Below are 16,908 nucleotides of genomic sequence, written 5' to 3'. Positions count from 1 at the left end.
AGACCACCGTGAACGACGCGGCAGCCGTGCCGCCGAACACGACGGCGGTCGCGCTGGTCAGGTTCGTACCGGTCAGCGTCACCGTGGTCCCCCCCGGGACCGGCCCCTGGACCGGAACAAGCCCGCTGAGGGTCGGCGCTGCCAGAAGGACGGACGACGGGCCGTCACCGCTGTCGGCAGTCCCGTTGGGCGCGGGCGGGGTTGGCGCGGCCGCTTGGCGGGGGTTGTGGTACCTGCTCATGGTGCCTCCTTGCCAGGCCCCGGTAGCGGGTGCCGGCCGGCGCCCGTGGGGCGTGATGACGAGCGCCCGGTCGGCAGGCACCGGGTGCCTCCCCTCGGGTCTCGGCGGTGGAACCGTTCAGTTGCCGAGACGGCAGGAGTGGCTGCAGCCGCTCCTGCCGCGGTTGTGTCTAGCCATCCGTGGGACCTGGATCGGCCGAGTGGCGGCGGCAGTTGGAGCCGCCGCTTGGGCTCACGGGCCGGCGATGTAGTCGTAGGTCACGACGTCGGTGCTGGTTCCGGCGGAGTTGGTGACGTGGACGTCGACGGTCCCGGTGCCCGCCGGGGCGGTTGCGGTCAGGGTGGTGTCGTCGATGACGGTGAAGGCCGTCGCCGGGTGGCCGGCACCGAAGTCCACGCCCGTCGCGCTGGTGTAGTTGGTCCCGGTGAAGGTCACCGTGTTGGCTCCGGCTTCCGGGCCGGAGGCCGGGGCAATGGATCCGACGGTCGGGGTTCCCGCCAGGTACTCGAAGTTGAGACCGTCGGTGGAGCCGCCGAGGGTGGTCACAAGGACCGACACGGTACCGGTCCCCGCGGGCACGGTGGCGTTGATCGTGTTGTCGTTCGGTGCGCTCACGCCGCTCGCCGCGGTTCCGCCGAACGTCACCCCCTGGACGGTGAGCAGCTCGTACCCGGTGATGCTGACGGCGCTCCCGGCCGCCGCGGGGTTCGGCGTGATGCCTGTCTTGATGGGGGGAGTGATGTAGTAGAAGGGCACTTTGTTGCTGTCGCCGCCCGCGGTGTGGATGTAGACGAGCGCCACACCACAGCCCGCCGGCAGGGTGAACGTGATGTGCGTGCCGTCGACCCTCGTGAACGGCACCGACACGCCATTGACGTACACGGTGATGCCGGAGGCGGGCAGGGTGGTGGTGGTCGTGATGGTGACGGTGGTGCCGCCTGCTTGCGGGCCCTGGTTCGGGCTGATGCTGATGGACACGAGACTTGCTCCTTCGCGGTGGTGGTCTCCCGTCGCCTGTCGGCGGGAGTGGCACTGAGGCGGGTGGTGAGTGCCCGGCAATCAGGGCACGGGGCTGCCCCAAGCCCGCCCAGGCGGAATTCCCTGGCAGGCGCTGGTCGTGGCATCGTCTCGGGCGGTGGCCGGGGGGGCTATTTCATCCCAGGATCCTGCTGGAGATCCCGCTCCGAGGCCGGTGGAGAGCCGTCGCCTCCACGACTGGATAAGGCATCAGTTCGTCGACGGTCCGCAAGGACTGTCGCTTCCGGAGCGGAAGTTCACCTCGCCTGCCTTGATTGAACCGGATGCACCACAGACACATCAAGGCGTATTCGAAGCATTAATTAATGAATCCTATAATATCAATGCTCATAATTGCGCGCCTGGTGCTACTAACGTGCGCCGTGGCAAGGACACGTAACTCTCACCCGGATCTACCGGGCGCGATTTCCCCCGGCCCTCCCTGTTAGTTTTGGTGAGAAATCCGGTGTGCCGGGTTATCCTTCCTGGGCAAGACAGGAGTCCACCACCGCATGACCAGCACGAACGGTCCGATAGCCGAGTCCGCCGATCCGGCACCGCGACCGCTCCGCCGCCGTTTCTCCGCAGAGCACAAACTGCGGATCGTCGCAGAGTACGACGCCGCTCCAACCGGGGAGAAAGGCGCGGTTTTGCGCCGTGAACGGCTGTATCACACCCACATCATCGAGTGGCGGGCTGCGCGGGACGCCGGTGCGATGGCCACCTTGATCGACAAGCGCACCACCCGGCACGGCCGAAAAAGGCCGCGGAACAGGCGGAGTTGGAGCGCTTACAGAAGAAAGCCGCCCGGCTGGAGAAGGAGGCGCACAGAAGTACGCCGCCCTGGAACTGCTGGGAAAAGCACACGACCGTCGGCGTCGAAGAGTTGTTCTGCCACCACCGCGGGGAAGGACTGAGGTTTTTCAGCGCTGCCGCTCCAGGGTGAGGACGGCGGCGGAGATTGACCACAGGCGGTTCGAGCTGCAGCGGGCCCGGCGGAAGATCCGCCAGCCGCGGTGAGATCGTGGGTGCGGCCGGGCAGCGCGGGCGAGATCCACAGCAGCCTGCCCATGGGATCGGTCACGACTGCACGTTCACGCCCTGACGGCGGTGCTTCTGGCCGACGAGAGCCCGCTGGTGCGGGGGCAGCTTGCAGCGGCGGTCACCCTCACGGGTGACGATGAGCATGGTGACCCACTCGGCGAGTGCGTGGGGCAGGTCGAGTGCGGCAGGACAGGGAACCAACACGGCTCATGTGCGGATGAGTTGAGACGTCGAACACCTCTCTCAACAGCGCAGGAGCCTCGTGCGTTGCGGGATCCTGCCTCGTCACCCGTCCGGTGGCCACTCTGAAAAAGCTCACTGTCGCCGAACTGGCCGCCGGTGAGCCGATGTTGGACCTGCCAGTCAGGCCGTTCCCGGCCGAGCTCGAAGTGGAGCGGACGGTCAGCGCGCAGAGCCTGGTGTCCTTCCGCGGCAACTTCTACTCGGTGCCGCCTGGCATGCCGGGCGCCCAGGTGCGGCTGGTGCACCGGCTCGGCGAGGACTACTTCCATGTCGTCACCGCCGGCCGGGCGGTGATCGCCCGGCACCGCCGGGCCGCCGGCGAAGGCGAGGCGGCTGTCGTTTCAGTCCGACACGGACCGGCTCGGAGAAGCCGTTGAGCACGTCTGCCGACGCTTGGACCCCGGCTTCCGCCGGGTCAACCTGGAGATTCTGGGGAACACCGACCCGTTCTTGCATGCCCACGTCTGGCCGCGGTTCGAGTGGGAGCCGGCCGAGCTGGTGGGCAAGCCTGTGTGGCTGTATCCGGGTGACCGGTGGAGTGACGAGAGATTCAGGCTGGGGCCGGAGCATGACGTGCTGCGGGACGGGATCGGGAGCGAACTGGATCGGTTGCGTTCGATGGGCTGACGGCGTGAGCCCGCCGACCGTCAGGTCGGCGGGCTCGGTGATCAGTGACGGTCAGTGGACGACGGTCACTGAGTCCTTCGCAGCGGAACGATGTCGGGGCTGGCGGTGGGGACGGAAGGGCGGGCGGCTTCGGGAGTCGCGAGAAGCGCGACGATGGTGACCGGCTGGTGGCAGTGGGGACGGTTGCGGGTCGCGGTCGGTTCCAGCGGGTCGTTCTGCGGCCACTTGCTGACGCGAGAGGGGCCGGCTGAGAGTTTTGGACGGAGGAGGCACCTCAGGCCACGACGGCAGAGAAGTGGTCTCACCGAGACGACGCGCGCGGTCTTCGTCTCTTGCCTGGTCGCGGCGGCGCTCGGCGTCTTTGCGGCAGGCCGGGGAACAGTAGATCTGGCGGGTGCATCTGGATGTGGACCGGCCGGGAGCGGTGCACTGCGTGCGGATCAGCGGGCGATCGAGATCGCGAAGGGCGCGAATCCGCTGGACCCAATCACGTGCGGGACGAAGAGGATCGCGGCCTCCGTGGCGCGGGCGGTCTGGATCCCGCCGAGATCAGTGATCCACTCCTTGCGCCAGCCGAGGTCGATGAGCAGTTCACGGACGGTCTGCTTGGCCTGCGGGTCCTCGCCGGAGAGGAAGGCGTCGGGCGCCTGGGTGAGCGTGGCCGGCGCGGTCATCACCGGGAAGAGCATGGTGTTGAGGGTCTTGACGACGCGCGTTTCGGGGAGCGCTTCCTGGAGTTGCTCGGCGAGGCTTGAGCCGGGGTAGATCAGGTCGGCGGGCAGCCCGTCCGGTCCGTCGATGGTGGCGTTGGAGACGTCGACGAGGATCTTGTCGCGCAGTTCCTCGCGCAGGGCGACGAGCCGGTCCAGCGAGCCGGCTCCCGGGGTGGCGTTGATGACGATCTGGGCTGTCCGGGCGGCGTCGGCGGCGGCGCCCGGCGCGCGGTCCGCCACGGTCACCTCATGCCCTGCCCGGATGAGGGCTGTGGCCAGGTTGCCGCCGACGCGCCCGTTTCCGAGAACTGCGATCGTGGTCATGATGATCTGGTCCTTCCGTGGGTGCGGGTTGTGGTGCGCGGTCAGCGTGAGAGCGTGGCGACGGCCTCGGCGTGGACGCCGGGCGCGGCGGCCAGGAAGCTCTCGCTCTGCGGGGTCCAGGGGCGGCCCTCGGCGTCCGAGATCTGTCCGCCGGCCTCGGTGACGAGCAGCGCGCCGGGGAGCAGGTCCGCGCGGGCGCCGGCGAACTGCCAGAAGGCGTCGATCCGGCCGGCGGCCACGTTCAGCAGGTGCAGGGTCGCGGGCACGGCGGTGCGGACGACGAGCGCGTCGAAAAGCATCGCGGTGATCGAGGAGCCGACGCGCCGCACGACCTTCTCGTCCTCGTCCGGCCGGGCCTGGCTGGTGGCCACGATGCTCAGGCCGAGGTCCGCGGTCCGGGAGACGTGCAGCGGCCGGCCGTCGAGGTGGGCGCCCGCGCCGGTGAGCGCGGTGTAGGTCTCGCCGGTCAACGGCAGGTGGACCGCGGTGAGCACGGGCTGGTTGTCTCGCACGAGGGTGGCGGTCACCGCCCACTCGGGCAGGGCGTGCAGGTGGTTGACGTTGCCTTCGGCCGGATCCACGACCCACCATTCGCCGGGCGGCAGCGCCCCGCCGTCCAGCTCCTCCTCCACCCAGCCGGCGTCCGGGCGCAGGCCCGTGAGGCGGGGGCGCAGGATGTCGAGGGCCGTGTCGTCGTTGGCGGCGAGCGCGCGCATCAGATCTTCACGGGTCTGGTAGCGGACCACCTCGCCGAAGCGCTCGCGCAGCGCCGAACCGGCCGCACGCACGGCGATCGCGGTCTGGCCGAGCAGGTCGGCGTCGCAGGTGGCGACGTCAGTGGTCTGATGCGTTTCGGACATGGTGGTACTCCCGTGTGAGGAGGGGTGATGAGCCCGGTCGGGCCGAGCTGTGCGTTCCGTTTTGCGCTCTCGTCTCGAAGGTATGCAGCCCCTTAATTAACGTCAAATGCATGTCAAGCATGGATAGGATTACTCACATGCAATTGGATTTGAACCTGCTCGCCGCGCTCGACGCGCTGCTGGAGGAGGGCAGTGTGGCCGGGGCGGCCGCACGCATGCATGTCACCGCCCCCGCGATGAGCCGGAGTCTGGGCCGAATCCGGCGCACGACCGGGGATCAGATCCTGGTGCGCACCGGCCGCACGATGACCCCGACGCCGTACGCGCTCGCCGTCCGGGAACAGGTGCACGAGCTGCTGCACCAGGTCCAGGGGGTGCTGGCACCGAGCCGTGAACTCGATCTGGCAACGCTGGAGCGCACTTTCACACTCCGCTGGCACGATTCCCTGGTCGCCTTGGGCGGCCCCGCACTGCTCGCGGCCGTGCGCGAAGAGGCGCCGGGCGTGCGGTTGCGCTTCGTCGCGGAATCGAGCATCGACACACCCGAGTTGCGGCGCGGCGAGGTCGACCTGGAGGCGAACGCCAACCGCCCGAGCGCACCGGACATCCGCGCCGAGAACGTGGGCGAGACCCGCCTCGTCATCGTCGTGAGGCAGGGGCACCCCCTCACCCGCGTCAGGACCGTCACCGCAAAGCGGTACGCCGCCGCCGAGCACGTCACCGTCTCGCGACGTGGAAACCTCAGCAATGCCCTCGACGACGCCCTCGCGCGGCTCGGCCTCACCCGCCGCGTGGTGGCGACCGCGCCCACGGAAGCGGCCGCGCTGGAGTTCGCGCGCGGCTCCGATCTCCTGATCAGCGTCCCCGAAGCCACCACGCGGTCCGCGGTCGCCGACCTCGGCCTGGTGGTGCTCCCCCTCCCGCTCGAACTGCCGCCGGCACCGATATACCTGTCGTGGCATCAGCGCTACGACACCGACCACGCCCACGCCTGGCTGCGCGGGCTGGCGCGAACCGCGCTAGCCATGTGCGGAGCGTCGTAGTCGGCGCCGTCCGGCCGCTTCACCCATACGCCACGCGACCACCACGGCGATCTGCTTGAACGTCAGCAGCGGCTTGTCCGTGCGGATGCTGGCCGTGGGGGCGGCCGGAGCGACGCCTGCGGCTCACAATCGCGGATCTGTGGGAGGGCGTCGGCATGGCCCTCGGAGATCTGGGCGAGCAGCTGGCCCTTGCCCCGAGGCCGATTTCATCCAGCAGGGAGAGGGTGGGCAGGCCGCCGGTCAGGCTCAACCTGACACTACCGGTCCACGGTCCCGCCACAGTCGTCTGTCGGCAAACGAAGGCGAGCTCAAGCGGTCAGCGCATCACCGCTGTTCAGGTCAGCGTAGACCTCTGCCGGAGTGCGGTAGCCATGGACTTTGCGGGGACGGTGGTTGAGCTCGTGGGCGATGGCGTCGAGGTCTGCCTGGCTGAACGTGCGGAGATCCGCACCCTTGGGCTGGTACTGCCGTAGCAGGCGGTTGGTGTTCTCGTTGGTGCCTCGCTGCCAGGGGCTGCGTGGTTTGCAGAGGTAGATCGGCATGCCGGTCTCGGCCGTGATGGCCTGGTGCTCGGCCATCACGCGGCCCCGGTCCCAGGTGAGCGTTCGCCGCACGTGGGGCTGCGTGGCGGAGGCCGGCCCTGCGGGCGGGGCGCCGCTGATCGCCGCCTGGTACACGGCGCGAGTGGCTGCGCCGAAGTAGGCGCTGTAAGAGATCTGAGGTGTGTTGCCGCCGGTGTGGAAACCGCCGATCACTCCGATCACCGCCCAGCCGCCCGGCCACGGCACGAGCATGGGGCCGCCGCTGGTTCCGCCGACGAACCCGGCGCAGGCGATACGCGGGAACGTCCCCGGCTCGGCCGGGTCGTCGCTGACCCACTCGGTGGTCCAGCTCCAGCACTCCAGCGGCTTCTCCACACCCGCCGGATAGCCGATCATCCGCACGGGAGCGTGGTAGTAGCCCGTACCGGTGAGCAACCGAGCTCCACCGACCGCGTCCTGCAGCCGCGTTCCGTCCTGGTTGGGCTCGGTGACCGCGAAGGCGAAGTCGTACTCGGCGCCCGCGTGCTCTCCCAGGTCGTAGTACTGCTGGGCCACGTAGATGCCGCCGGTTCGCACCGGGAAGATCCCGAAGGGCTTGAGGGCGTCGTGATACTGAGGTACGAAGGCGAGGTGACGGCGCGGAGAGGCACCGGCGTAGCCCTTCAGACAGTGTCCGGCGCTGAGGACCAGGTCGGGTCCGGGACTTCGGACGACGGCACCGCTGCAGGTACGGCCGGTGCCGTTGGCATCCGTCCAGAAGAAGGTGCCGGCCTGCGGGACGCCGTCGAAGCTCCGGCTCGGCGGGATGTACTCGCCCGGCTGGGGTCCGTCCACCGCGGGGGACAGGGCCGGTGCCGTCGTACCGGTCTCGGCTCCCTTCGTGACGTCGCCGGGCAGGGCGGCCGCCATGCGGGCCGGGGTCCAGAAGGCGTCGAGCTGGGCGGCGACCGGGTTCGGGTCTGAAGCGCTGACGGCGGACGCCGTCGTGGCGGGTCCGGCACAGGACAGGAGGGCTGCCGCACAGACGGCGGCGTACTTGAAGATCCTGGTTCTGAGCACCATGGGTTCCCCTCACCACGGACACAAGTGACGGTTCACCATAGGACCACGAACGTAGCTGCAGAAGCTCGACATCGAGAACGGCTCAGACGTCCGTGCTTCGGCGATTCTGGATGATCTCTTACCGCCTGCTTCACGGTGGCGGCCGGTCGAGTGCGTACGGTTGCCGTCGTGGGCGGGCCGTCGCCCTGTGACGGCTTCGATGGGGTGTGGAGGAACGGATGACAGCCGGTCGCCGTGCAGTACTGGCTGCCCTGGCGGGAAGCATGCTCGCTGGCTGTGCAGGGCCCAAGAGCGGAGGGGACGCTACCGCCTCCTCCCCCGTGTCGGGTGCGCAAGCGACCACGACCGCCGCTTCGCCGACCGGGGCCACCACGCCTTCGGCGACGGAATCCCCCACCATCCCCACCGTCACCCGCGCGCAGATCGTGGCCCGCTACGGGCACCGCGCACCGCACAGTTGGGGCTTCGACGCCCCCGGAGTGGTCCACTCCCTGCCGGCCGGGCGACGCGAGATCGCGCTGACCTTCGACGCGTGCGGCGGCCCCGGCGGCAGCGGTTACGACCATGCGCTCATCGACTTCCTGCGTGAGCGGCGGATCCCGGCGACGCTGTTCATCAACTCCCGCTGGATCGACGAGAACCCGGCGGTGTTCCACCGGCTGGCCGCCGAGCCGCAGTTCGAGATCGCCAACCATGGCACCCGGCACCGTCCGCTGTCCGTCAATGGCCGCTCGGCGTACGGCATCCCCGGGACCCGCAGCGTCGGCGAGGTGTACGACGAGATCGCCGGCAACCGGGCCAAGCTCACCCGGCTGCTGGGCGCGCCGCCACGTTTCTTCCGGTCCGGTACCGCGTACTGCGACGACGTCGCGGCACGTATCGTCGGAAACCTTGGTGAACGCTTCGTGAACTTCTCCGTCAACGGTGACGGCGGCGCCACCTTCACCGCCGAGCAGGTCCGCACCACCGTTGCCGCGGCTCCGGGCGGTTCCATCGTCCTGTGCCACATGAATCACCCCCAAGGCGGCACCGCCCGCGGCATCGCGACCGCTGTCCCGCATCTGCTGTCCCGCGGCCACACCTTCGTCCGTCTCTCGGACGTTTTCCAGGGACTGTAAAACGTCCGGTGTAACTCCCGATCAAGGAAGATGCACCGATGACCAGCGAGAACGTGACCGAAACCGAGGTCGGTGAGTCGGCTGAGCCGCAGCCGTCGAGATCCGTGGACGACCAGCTGAGCGACGAGCTGGTGCAGGCCCTCGGCCCAGGCCGGGCCGAGGGCCTGCAACTGACCGGCGAGGGCGGCCTGCTCCAGCAGCCGACCAAGCGGCTGCTGTAGTCCGCCCTGGAGAAGGAGATCACCGACCCCCTCGGCTACGAGAAGCACGATCCGGCCCGGAAGAACGGCGGCAACTCCCGCAACGGCACCCGCGCCAAGACCGTGCTCACCGATGTCGGCCCGGTCGAAATAGCCGTGCCCCGCGACCGCGACGGCAGCTTCGAGCCGAAGATCGTCAAGAAGCGGCAGAAACGCCTGTCCGGCGTGGACGAGATGGTCATCTCCCTTGCGGCGAAGGGACTGACGACCGGCGAGGTCCAAGCCCACCTGGCCGAGGTCTATGGCGCCGAGGTGTCCCGGCAGACCATCTCCACCATCACCGACATGGTTCTCGACGGCATGGCCGAATGGCAGAACCGGCCGCTCGACCCCGATCACGGCACCGATCGCGCCGCCGATCGCAGGCCCGCCAGATCGAGCGCGCCGAGGCGGGCATGCCACGTCTGGGTCTCGGGGTTGTACGAGGCGATCGGGCGGAGCCTGTCGAGTTGCTCCTGTCATTGAGGATCGGCGGCCGGCGCTGTCCGGATGGTGGCCTCCAACACCCATGCGCCCTCAAGAGAGTTCGGCGAACGGGTCATGCAAGGGACGGTAGACGTCGCCACTGACAACTCGCCCGGTCGGGTGAATCCGGAGCGGCTTTGTCTACGAGGTTCTCGTGCACAAAGCCATCCGGAGGCTGCACAGAACCCGGCCGTCCACGAACGCGTACTGACGTGATGATCACCGCAGCCCGGCGAAGAGGTCATTCTCGGGCACGGCTGCGCCGGTGGTGTCCTGGACCCGGACGAAGGTCTCCACGCCCATCAGCTCTGTGAACCTCTCCTTGCCCATCCTCAGGAAGAAGATGTTCTCGCCCTGGCTGGCGTGCGCAGCCAGCGCATCGAACTTCTGACCCCCGAAGTCGGTGGTGTCCACCCAGGTGGTGATCTCCTCGTCTGGGAGTCCGATCTCGGGCATCGCGGCGGCCCCGGCCGGATCCGGCTCCTCCCAGTCCGCGCCGAACTCGCGCAAGACCTCCCCGAACCGCTGCATCATCGAGCGCGGCGCCGTCGTCCAGTACACCTTCGGAGTCGTCATCGCAGTCATCGCCAGCGCCGCCATCGTGATGCGATTCGCCTGGATGTGGTCGGGGTGGCCGTAGAAACCGTTCTCGTCGTAGGTCACGACTACATCGGGCTGGTAGTGCCGCAGGAGTTCGGCGAGACGGGCTGCGCCCTCCTCCACGGGCGTCTGCCAGAAGGCCCCGGGGGCGTCGTTAGCCGGCCAGCCCATCATCCCGGAGTCGGCGTACTCCAACATCTCCAGATGACCGACCTTCAGGACTTCGCAGCTCGCTTTGAGCTCTTGACGACGCATCGCGGCGACGGCCTCCGGATCGTGCCCGGGCTCGCCCGGCTTGACACCCCCCGGCCCGTCACCGCAACCACCGTCGGTACACGTGACGAGCACCGTGCGTATGCCTTCCTCCGCATAGCGCGCGAGGATACCTCCGGTTCCAGTGGCCTCGTCGTCCGGGTGGGCGTGCACCGCCATCAGCGTCAAGGGCCGGTCATTCATGAAACAGTCCTCCGGTCAAAAAGTGCTCGGTCTGAGTCTGCGGTACCCGGACAGGCGGCCGGCCCGCAATACCGGGGTGACCGTACGCAGGGCAGAAAAACTAGAGCCCAGGAACACGTCGAGGCGGATGAACTGTTGATCTCTGCTCCCCGCCTGCGCAGTGCCGGTCCCCCCGGCCAGTCCAACAGTTTCGACCGGACCGGCTGTTCCCGCCCTGCGCGGGGGCGAACGCCGCCCTCGAGGTGGCACTGACCGAACTCGAAGCAGACCCGGCTGGACAGGCCCCGGGGCGCTTCGGCTTCGACGAACCCGAACTCGCCGTGCACCAGGCCGAGGCGTACCTCTTCAGATTCCGTCGGCGATGGTGGGTCTGGCAGACGGGCGCCCGGCGCAGGTCCAGGTGAGAGACGACGATCCCATGCACCGACGCACCGTCCTTGGCGGCGCGGTCGCCGCGATGGCAGCCCCATCCTGGCCGCCGTGCCGGACACGCACGACACGACCGGCGGACAGGCGGCCGCCCTGCGGCTGACCACGAGCGCCCACCGCAGACTCGATGGCACCACCCCGTCCCGGGACCTCGCCGACACGGTGTACGGCCATATCCGGCTCATCCAGACCATCACCCGCACCGCGGCCGGAGACGCGGACAGGGCGCGGCTGGCCGCCGTGGGCAGCGAGGCCGCCTCCTTCGCGGGCTGGCTCGCCTGGGACGAGGGCGACCACGGATCGGCCCGCTCCTGGTACGGCGGGGCCGTCAAAGCTGCAAGAACGGCCGGGAACGCGCTCCTGACTGCCTACCAGATAGGCACGCTCGCCCAGTTCGAGGCACACGCCGGCAACGGCGTGGAAGCATTGAACCTCGCCCGCCGCGCCCGGCGTGCGGGACTTGCCCATCTGCTCCAGTGCGGGGCCGTTCAGGCGCAGCGAGTCACCGAAGCCCGCTCCGAAGCCGCCGTCGGCGGCGACGGCCGGCGCGGTGCCCCCTGCCTCGCCGAGCTGGTAGCCAACTGCTGGTTGATCAGCGGCCGTTGACCGAGCCGGCGCCGCCCTCCGAGCATCTGCAGGATGCGCTGGTAGCCCGCGGACAGCGCCGACCCGGGCCAGCCCATGACGCCGCACCGGCACCTGCGGCTTCGGCTTCGGCTTCGCCGCATCCCGGGACGCCGGCTGCGCGTCCGCATCCTGCGATCCGCAGTGACCTTCATCCCGGCGGTGCTGCCCGAGGCGCTCAGCCCGCGTTCGTCGCGTGGCGTTCGAAGACCGTCGGGCGGGCGCTGCGCAGCGCGCAGGCGATGGCGCCGAGGAGGACGGCATCGTCCCCGAGCGTGCTCGGGGCGACCTCGGGGCGTAGCGGTGTCATCCGGTACAACGCCTCGCGGACCGGAGGGAGCAGCAGGTCCGCGCTGTGGCCGACGCCGCCGCCGAGGACGACCAGGTCCGGGTCGAGCACCGCGGAGACCGCTGAGAGCACCAGGGCCAGCCGCTCGCCCTCGCGGGCCACCGCCTCCAGTGCCTCCGGGCGCCCGGCCCGGGCCGCGTCGAAGACGTCCTTCGCGGTGGGCGCGTCGCGCAGGCCGAGCTCATGGGCGGTGCGCACGATCGCGTCGGCGGCGACGGCGCCCTCCAGCGCGCCCCGCACCTGCGAGCCCTGTGCATCCCGGACGGGCGGGGCAGAGGGCGGGTCGGGAACGGCAAACGGGAGAGGCAGGAAGCCGATCTCTCCGGCGGCGCCGTGGGCGCCGGTGAAGAGCTCGCCGTTGGCGACGACGCCCATCCCGAGGCCGGTGCCGACCAGCACGTAGACGAAGAGGCGGCGGTCCCGCCCCGCGCCGAAGGCGTACTCCCCGAGCGCCGCCAGGTTGGCGTCGTTGTGTATGGACAGGTCCGGACCACCGAGTTGCGCGCGCAGTTGCTGGACCAGTCCGGCCCGGCCCCAGCCGGGCAGGTTCGACGCGTAGCGGACCCGGCCGGACTCGGGGTCGAAGACGCCGGGCGTGCCGACGGCAGCGTGGACCACCCGGTCGCTGGCGACGCCGGCCTCCGCGAGGGCCCGTTCGGCCGCCGCCGCGACGGCGTCGGCGACGGCGTCGGCGGTGGTGCCCTCGTTGGGTACGTCAACGCGGGCCTGGATCTCGCCGGCCAGGTCGGCGACGGCGATGCGCAGCCGGGCCCGGCCGATGTCGACGCCGAGTACGTAGCCGGCCGTCGGGTCGGGCTCGTAGAGCACCCCGCTGCGGCCCCGCTCGATCGTGCCGACCTCGCGGACCAGCCCCCCCTGTTCCAGCGCGGCCAGCGCGCTGGACACGGTCGGCTTGGACAGCCCGGTGATGCGGGCGAGCTCGGCGCGGGTTGCCGCGCCGACGCTGCGAAGGTGTTCGAGCAGCAACAGCTCGTTGTTGCTGCGTAGGCGCTGGCGGCTCCAGGGTTGCTCGTCCACGGGCTCCTGATCCTCGGTTGTCGTCCGGACCGTACTCAAGGGTCCCGCAACGGTAAGCACTTGAACTTGTCCCATCAAAGGACAGGCCTTGACGAGAGCAGTAAAGGAATTTAACTTTACAGCCTGCCCCCCAGCCCTTCCCGCTCCCCGCAGAGGTTGCTCCCATGCCCGACCCCCTCAGACAACCCGGAATGTCCAGAAAGATCGGCCTTTTCCAGGCGACCGCCATCAACATGAGCCAGATGTGCGGGATCGGCCCCTTCGTCACCATCCCGCTCATGGTCGCCGCCTTCGGCGGCCCCCAGGCCGTGATCGGCTGGATCGCCGGGGCGATCCTCGCCCTGGCCGACGGCCTGGTCTGGGCGGAGCTCGGCGCCTCGCTGCCCGGCTCTGGCGGCACCTACGTCTACCTGCGCGAGGCCTTCCAGTACCGGTCCGGGAAGCTCATGCCGTTCCTGTTCGTCTGGACGGCCATGCTCTTCATCCCGCTCATCATGTCGACCGGCGTCCAGGGCCTGGTCCAGTACCTCGGCTACCTGTGGCCGAGCATAACCACCGGCCAGGGGGACATCGTCGGCGTCGGCGTCGTCGCCCTCATAGTGCTGCTGCTGTGGCGCAAGGTCGAGCACGTCGGCAAGGTCACCGGCGTGATGTGGGCGGTCATGATCCTCTCCGTCGCCACCGTGATCCTGGCCTCGTTCACACACTTCCACCCGTCACTGGCCTTCACCTGGCCCGCCCACGCCATCCAGCCGACCCATGGCGCGTTCTGGATCGGCTTCGCCTCGGGCCTGACCATCGGCATCTACGACTACCTCGGCTACAACACCTCCTCCTACCTGGGCGCCGAGGTCAAGGACCCGGGGCGGGTCATGCCGCGCTCGATCATCTGGTCCATCCTCGCGATCATGGTCATCTACCTCCTGCTGCAGATCGGCGTGCTCGGCGTCGTGCACTGGCAGGACATGCTCGACCCGGAGAACACCGCCTCGCAGTCGGTCGCCTCGGCCGTGATGGAGAAGACCTTCGGCAAGACCGCCGCCGACATCGTCACCGTGCTGATCCTGGTCACCGCCTTCGCCTCGATCTTCACCGGCCTGCTCGGCGGCTCCCGGGTGCCCTTCACCGCCGCCCGCGACAAGGTCTTCTTCCGCTCATTCGGCGAACTCCACCCGAAGCACCATTTCCCCGTCCGGGGCCTGGTCGCCATGGGCGTGATCACCGCCGCCGGCTTCCTGCTCGCCCGTCACGTCGGCGCCTCCGCCGCGCACCCGCCGCTGACGATCCTGATCACCCTGCTGACCACGGTCATGGTGATCATCCAGGCGCTCGCCCAGATCGCCGCCGTGACCGTGCTGCGCAAGCGGCAGCCGAACCTGGCCCGCCCGTACAAGATGCTGCTCTACCCGCTGCCCAGCGTGGTGGCCGGCATCGGATGGCTGGTCATCTACGGCTACGCGGACAAGGCCAACCAGGGCATCCACCCCATCGAGTGGTCCATCGGCTGGGTCGCCCTCGGCGTCGTCGCCTACCTGATCTGGTCCCGCGTGGAGAAGGTCTGGCCCTTCGGTGAGAAGGAGATCCACGAGCAGTACCTCGCCGAGCAGCCGACCGAACTGGCCGGCTCGGCCTCCTGAACCGTCCGACCAGCGGGTCCGGCCGGCCCTGACCGGCCGGACCCGCGACGAGGAACGTCCCTGATGCTGGAAGACTGCACGCCGCTCTCCCACTCCGACTCCGACACCGGCACCGGCACCGGCACCGGCACCGGCACCGGCACCGGCACCGACGACCGTCCCACTCCCGCCGCAGCCGGTGATCGCCCTCCCTTCACGGTGATCGGCATCGACTTCGGCGGCACCAAGACCGAACTCGCCCTCGCCGACGCACACGGCGCCGTCCTCACCCGCGTCCGCCTGGACACCCTGGCCGAGCGGGGGCCCGACCAGACCCTCGCCCGGGCCGCCGAAGCCGCCCTGCGCCTGGCCCGTGAGGCCGAAGAGCGCTTCGGAGCCCCGGTCGCCGCCCACGCGGCCGTCGCGCCGGGCATCGTCCAGCCCGACCGTATCCTGCTCACCCCCAACCTGCCGGGCTGGGAGCAGCTGGCCCTGTCCGCACGGCTCGCCGAGGAACTCGGCACGCCGAGGGTCGCCGTCGCCAACGACGTCCGCGCCGGGGCGCTCGCGGAACTGCGCTTCGGCGCGCTGCGCGACGCGGACCCAGGCCTGTACATCAGCCTCGGCACCGGCATCGCCGCGGCACTCACCGTCGGCGGGCGGGTCATCGCAGGCGCCCACCAGGCAGCCGGCGAGATCGCCTACATCAATCCCGGCGGCGCCCCGGCGGACGCGGTCGCGGCCGGGCACGCCCCGCTGGAGGAGCTCGTCGGCGGCAAGAGCCTCGGCGATCGTGCGGAGGAACTGCTCGGCGCGCCGATCGGCGCCGCCGACCTCTTCCGCAGCACCGATCCGGCGGTGCGCGACCTCGCCGAACATGCACTCACCGTCCTCGCGGTGACCCTCGCCAACCTGTCGGTATTCGCCGACCCGGCCCGGATCGTCATCGGAGGCGGTCTGATGGCCGCCTCCGACGTGATCCTGCCGGCGCTGGAACGCCTGCTCGCCGGTGCCACGCCCTTCGCGCCGCAGCTGCGGGCCGCTCGTTTTCGCAAGGACGCCTCCCTCCATGGCGCGGTCACCCTCGCCCTGGACAGCCTGCGGACACCGCCGAAGCCCGCACGTTCCCGTCCCACCACACCCGTCGGAGCCCTTCGATGACCCCCTCCCAGCTCGCTGCCACCCCCGGTACCCGGATGGACGCCGAGATGCGGCAACAGCCCGAGGTGCTGGCGGCGCTCGCCGAGCGCTGGGCAGACCTCACCGCGCAGGTCGCCGCCCTGTCCGGCGGCGCGGCGCCGCTCGGCGTAGCCTTCCTCGCCCGCGGCTCCTCCGACCACGCGGCGCTCCTCGGCCGCTACGCGGTCGAGCTCACGACCGGTCTGCCCACCTGCATGGTCGCGCCGAGCCTCACCACGGCGTACCGGCGGGCACCGACGGGCTTCCGCGACTGGCTGCTGCTCGCGCTCTCCCAGTCCGGCCGCACCCCGGAGATCGTCGACCTCTCCCGCCGTTACGCCGCAGCGGGCGCGAAGGTGATCGCGGTAACCAACGACGGCGGCTCTGAGCTGGCGGGCGCGGCCCACCTGTCGATCTCGCTGGACGCGGGCCCGGAACTGGCCGTGCCCGCCACAAAGACCGTCACAGGCCAGCTTCTGGCCGTCCTCGCCGTCGCCTCGGGACTCGCCCCGGGGGGCCTGACACAGGCTCAGGCGGCCACGGTGCCGGACGCCGTAGCGCACGTGCTGGCCGACATCGAGGCACCGGAGCGTGCGGCGCGGCTGCTGGCCGCGCACAACCGGCTGGCCGTCATCGGGCGCGGCGCCTGTTACCCGGCGGCCCTGGAGGGCGCGTTGAAACTCCAGGAGACCACCGGCGTGATGGCGCACGGATTCTCCACCGCGGACTTCCGTCACGGCCCGATCGCCGTCTGCGGCCCCAACGCCCCGGCCCTGCTGCTGGCAGGCTCCGGCCCGGCAGACACGGACACCCTCGACGTCCGCACCGCCCTGGCCGAGCGCCGCACCCCGGTCCTGCTGGCCGGCACCTCTCCGGACACCGACCTGCCCTGGCCCTCCCTCGGCCACCTCGGCGAGTGCCTCCCCGCAACGGTCCGGACCCAGCAGCTGGCCCTCGCCACCGCACGGCACCTGGGCATCGACCCGGACCGGCCGGCCGGGCTCGACAAGGTCACGCTGACCAGTTAGGCCGGCGGTCTCCTTGGCGGCCGAGCGAGC

General features: G+C 70.0%; 14 protein-coding genes and 3 pseudogenes. 9 read left to right on the top strand and 8 right to left on the bottom strand.

The features are described 5' to 3' along the window. The 3 genes and pseudogenes from ACH4UM_RS34075 to ACH4UM_RS34065 all read right to left on the bottom strand — a co-directional run. On the bottom strand, positions 1-241 hold a 241-nt coding region (locus ACH4UM_RS34075), incomplete at its 3' end, for an IPT/TIG domain-containing protein (protein WP_398188034.1). A gap of 231 nt (positions 242-472) precedes the next feature. After that, entirely contained in the window at positions 473-1,219 is a 747-nt protein-coding gene (locus ACH4UM_RS34070; protein WP_398188031.1) for an IPT/TIG domain-containing protein, read from the bottom strand. Between the two features lie 1,048 nt (positions 1,220-2,267). Continuing rightward, positions 2,268-2,374 (bottom strand): annotated as a pseudogene (locus tag ACH4UM_RS34065) (IS5/IS1182 family transposase); the annotation flags it as partial. A 275-nt stretch (positions 2,375-2,649) separates the two neighbouring features. On the opposite strand from ACH4UM_RS34065, the gene ACH4UM_RS34060 reads away from it, so the two are divergent. Together ACH4UM_RS34060 and ACH4UM_RS34055 are read left to right on the top strand one after the other, a co-directional pair. Then, positions 2,650-2,922: a Mu transposase domain-containing protein gene (locus ACH4UM_RS34060; protein WP_398188216.1), complete on the top strand. Its 273-nt coding sequence runs from the start codon at positions 2,650-2,652 to the stop codon at positions 2,920-2,922. After that, positions 2,867-3,172, top strand: a pseudogene (locus tag ACH4UM_RS34055) (diadenosine tetraphosphate hydrolase); the annotation flags it as partial. The gene ACH4UM_RS34060 and the pseudogene ACH4UM_RS34055, both read left to right, overlap by 56 nt. Positions 3,173-3,612: 440 nt before the next feature. Here ACH4UM_RS34055 and ACH4UM_RS34050 read toward each other — a convergent pair. Together ACH4UM_RS34050 and ACH4UM_RS34045 are read right to left on the bottom strand one after the other, a co-directional pair. After that, positions 3,613-4,209 (bottom strand): NADPH-dependent F420 reductase, encoded by a 597-nt coding sequence (locus ACH4UM_RS34050; protein ID WP_398188028.1) that lies wholly within the window; start codon positions 4,207-4,209, stop codon positions 3,613-3,615. Positions 4,210-4,250: 41 nt separating this feature from the next. Next, positions 4,251-5,069 carry a 3'(2'),5'-bisphosphate nucleotidase CysQ gene (locus tag ACH4UM_RS34045; protein WP_398188025.1) on the bottom strand — a complete coding sequence of 273 codons (819 nt, stop codon included), beginning with the start codon at positions 5,067-5,069 and terminating at the stop codon, positions 4,251-4,253. Positions 5,070-5,206: 137 nt separating this feature from the next. Between ACH4UM_RS34045 and ACH4UM_RS34040 the strand changes: the two genes are divergently transcribed. Then, positions 5,207-6,112, top strand: a complete 906-nt coding sequence (locus ACH4UM_RS34040) for a LysR family transcriptional regulator (protein ID WP_398188022.1) — start codon at positions 5,207-5,209, stop codon at positions 6,110-6,112. A 308-nt stretch (positions 6,113-6,420) separates the two neighbouring features. Here the strand turns inward: ACH4UM_RS34040 and ACH4UM_RS34035 are convergent, their stop codons facing one another. Then, the gene (locus ACH4UM_RS34035) at positions 6,421-7,716 is read right to left on the bottom strand and encodes an IS30 family transposase (RefSeq protein WP_398188019.1); all 1,296 of its coding nucleotides are present in this window, start codon (positions 7,714-7,716) and stop codon (positions 6,421-6,423) included. Between the two features lie 320 nt (positions 7,717-8,036). Between ACH4UM_RS34035 and ACH4UM_RS34030 the strand changes: the two genes are divergently transcribed. Both ACH4UM_RS34030 and ACH4UM_RS34025 read left to right on the top strand, forming a co-directional pair. Next, positions 8,037-8,834: a polysaccharide deacetylase family protein gene (locus ACH4UM_RS34030; RefSeq protein WP_398188016.1), complete on the top strand. Its 798-nt coding sequence runs from the start codon at positions 8,037-8,039 to the stop codon at positions 8,832-8,834. Positions 8,835-8,872: 38 nt separating this feature from the next. After that, positions 8,873-9,424: pseudogene (locus tag ACH4UM_RS34025) on the top strand (transposase); the annotation flags it as partial. A 354-nt stretch (positions 9,425-9,778) separates the two neighbouring features. Here ACH4UM_RS34025 and ACH4UM_RS34020 read toward each other — a convergent pair. After that, complete coding sequence (locus ACH4UM_RS34020) at positions 9,779-10,615, bottom strand: PIG-L family deacetylase (protein WP_398188013.1); 837 nt, start codon at positions 10,613-10,615, stop codon at positions 9,779-9,781. 480 nt (positions 10,616-11,095) lie between these two features. Here ACH4UM_RS34020 and ACH4UM_RS34015 point away from each other — a divergent pair, with 480 nt between their 5' ends. Next, positions 11,096-11,650, top strand: coding sequence for a hypothetical protein (locus ACH4UM_RS34015; protein ID WP_398188011.1), 555 nt, complete (start codon positions 11,096-11,098; stop codon positions 11,648-11,650). Between the two features lie 196 nt (positions 11,651-11,846). On the opposite strand, the gene ACH4UM_RS34010 is transcribed toward ACH4UM_RS34015, so the two are convergent. Then, the gene (locus ACH4UM_RS34010) at positions 11,847-13,055 is read right to left on the bottom strand and encodes an ROK family protein (RefSeq protein WP_398188009.1); all 1,209 of its coding nucleotides are present in this window, start codon (positions 13,053-13,055) and stop codon (positions 11,847-11,849) included. A 191-nt stretch (positions 13,056-13,246) separates the two neighbouring features. Between ACH4UM_RS34010 and ACH4UM_RS34005 the strand changes: the two genes are divergently transcribed. From ACH4UM_RS34005 to ACH4UM_RS33995, 3 genes are all read left to right on the top strand, one after another. After that, positions 13,247-14,692, top strand: a complete 1,446-nt coding sequence (locus ACH4UM_RS34005; protein WP_398188006.1) for an APC family permease — start codon at positions 13,247-13,249, stop codon at positions 14,690-14,692. A 63-nt stretch (positions 14,693-14,755) separates the two neighbouring features. Next, positions 14,756-15,832, top strand: coding sequence for an ROK family protein (locus tag ACH4UM_RS34000; protein WP_398188003.1), 1,077 nt, complete (start codon positions 14,756-14,758; stop codon positions 15,830-15,832). Further along, positions 15,829-16,878 carry an SIS domain-containing protein gene (locus ACH4UM_RS33995; RefSeq protein WP_398188000.1) on the top strand — a complete coding sequence of 350 codons (1,050 nt, stop codon included), beginning with the start codon at positions 15,829-15,831 and terminating at the stop codon, positions 16,876-16,878. Before ACH4UM_RS34000 ends, ACH4UM_RS33995 begins: the two co-directional genes overlap by 4 nt. Positions 16,879-16,908 lie beyond the last annotated feature (30 nt).

The sequence above is a fragment of the Streptomyces sp. NPDC020801 genome, from assembly GCF_044334385.1.
GTDB lineage: Bacteria > Actinomycetota > Actinomycetes > Streptomycetales > Streptomycetaceae > Streptomyces.
Note: the sequence above shows the minus strand (reverse complement) of the source record. Positions and strands in the feature narration are given on the sequence as shown.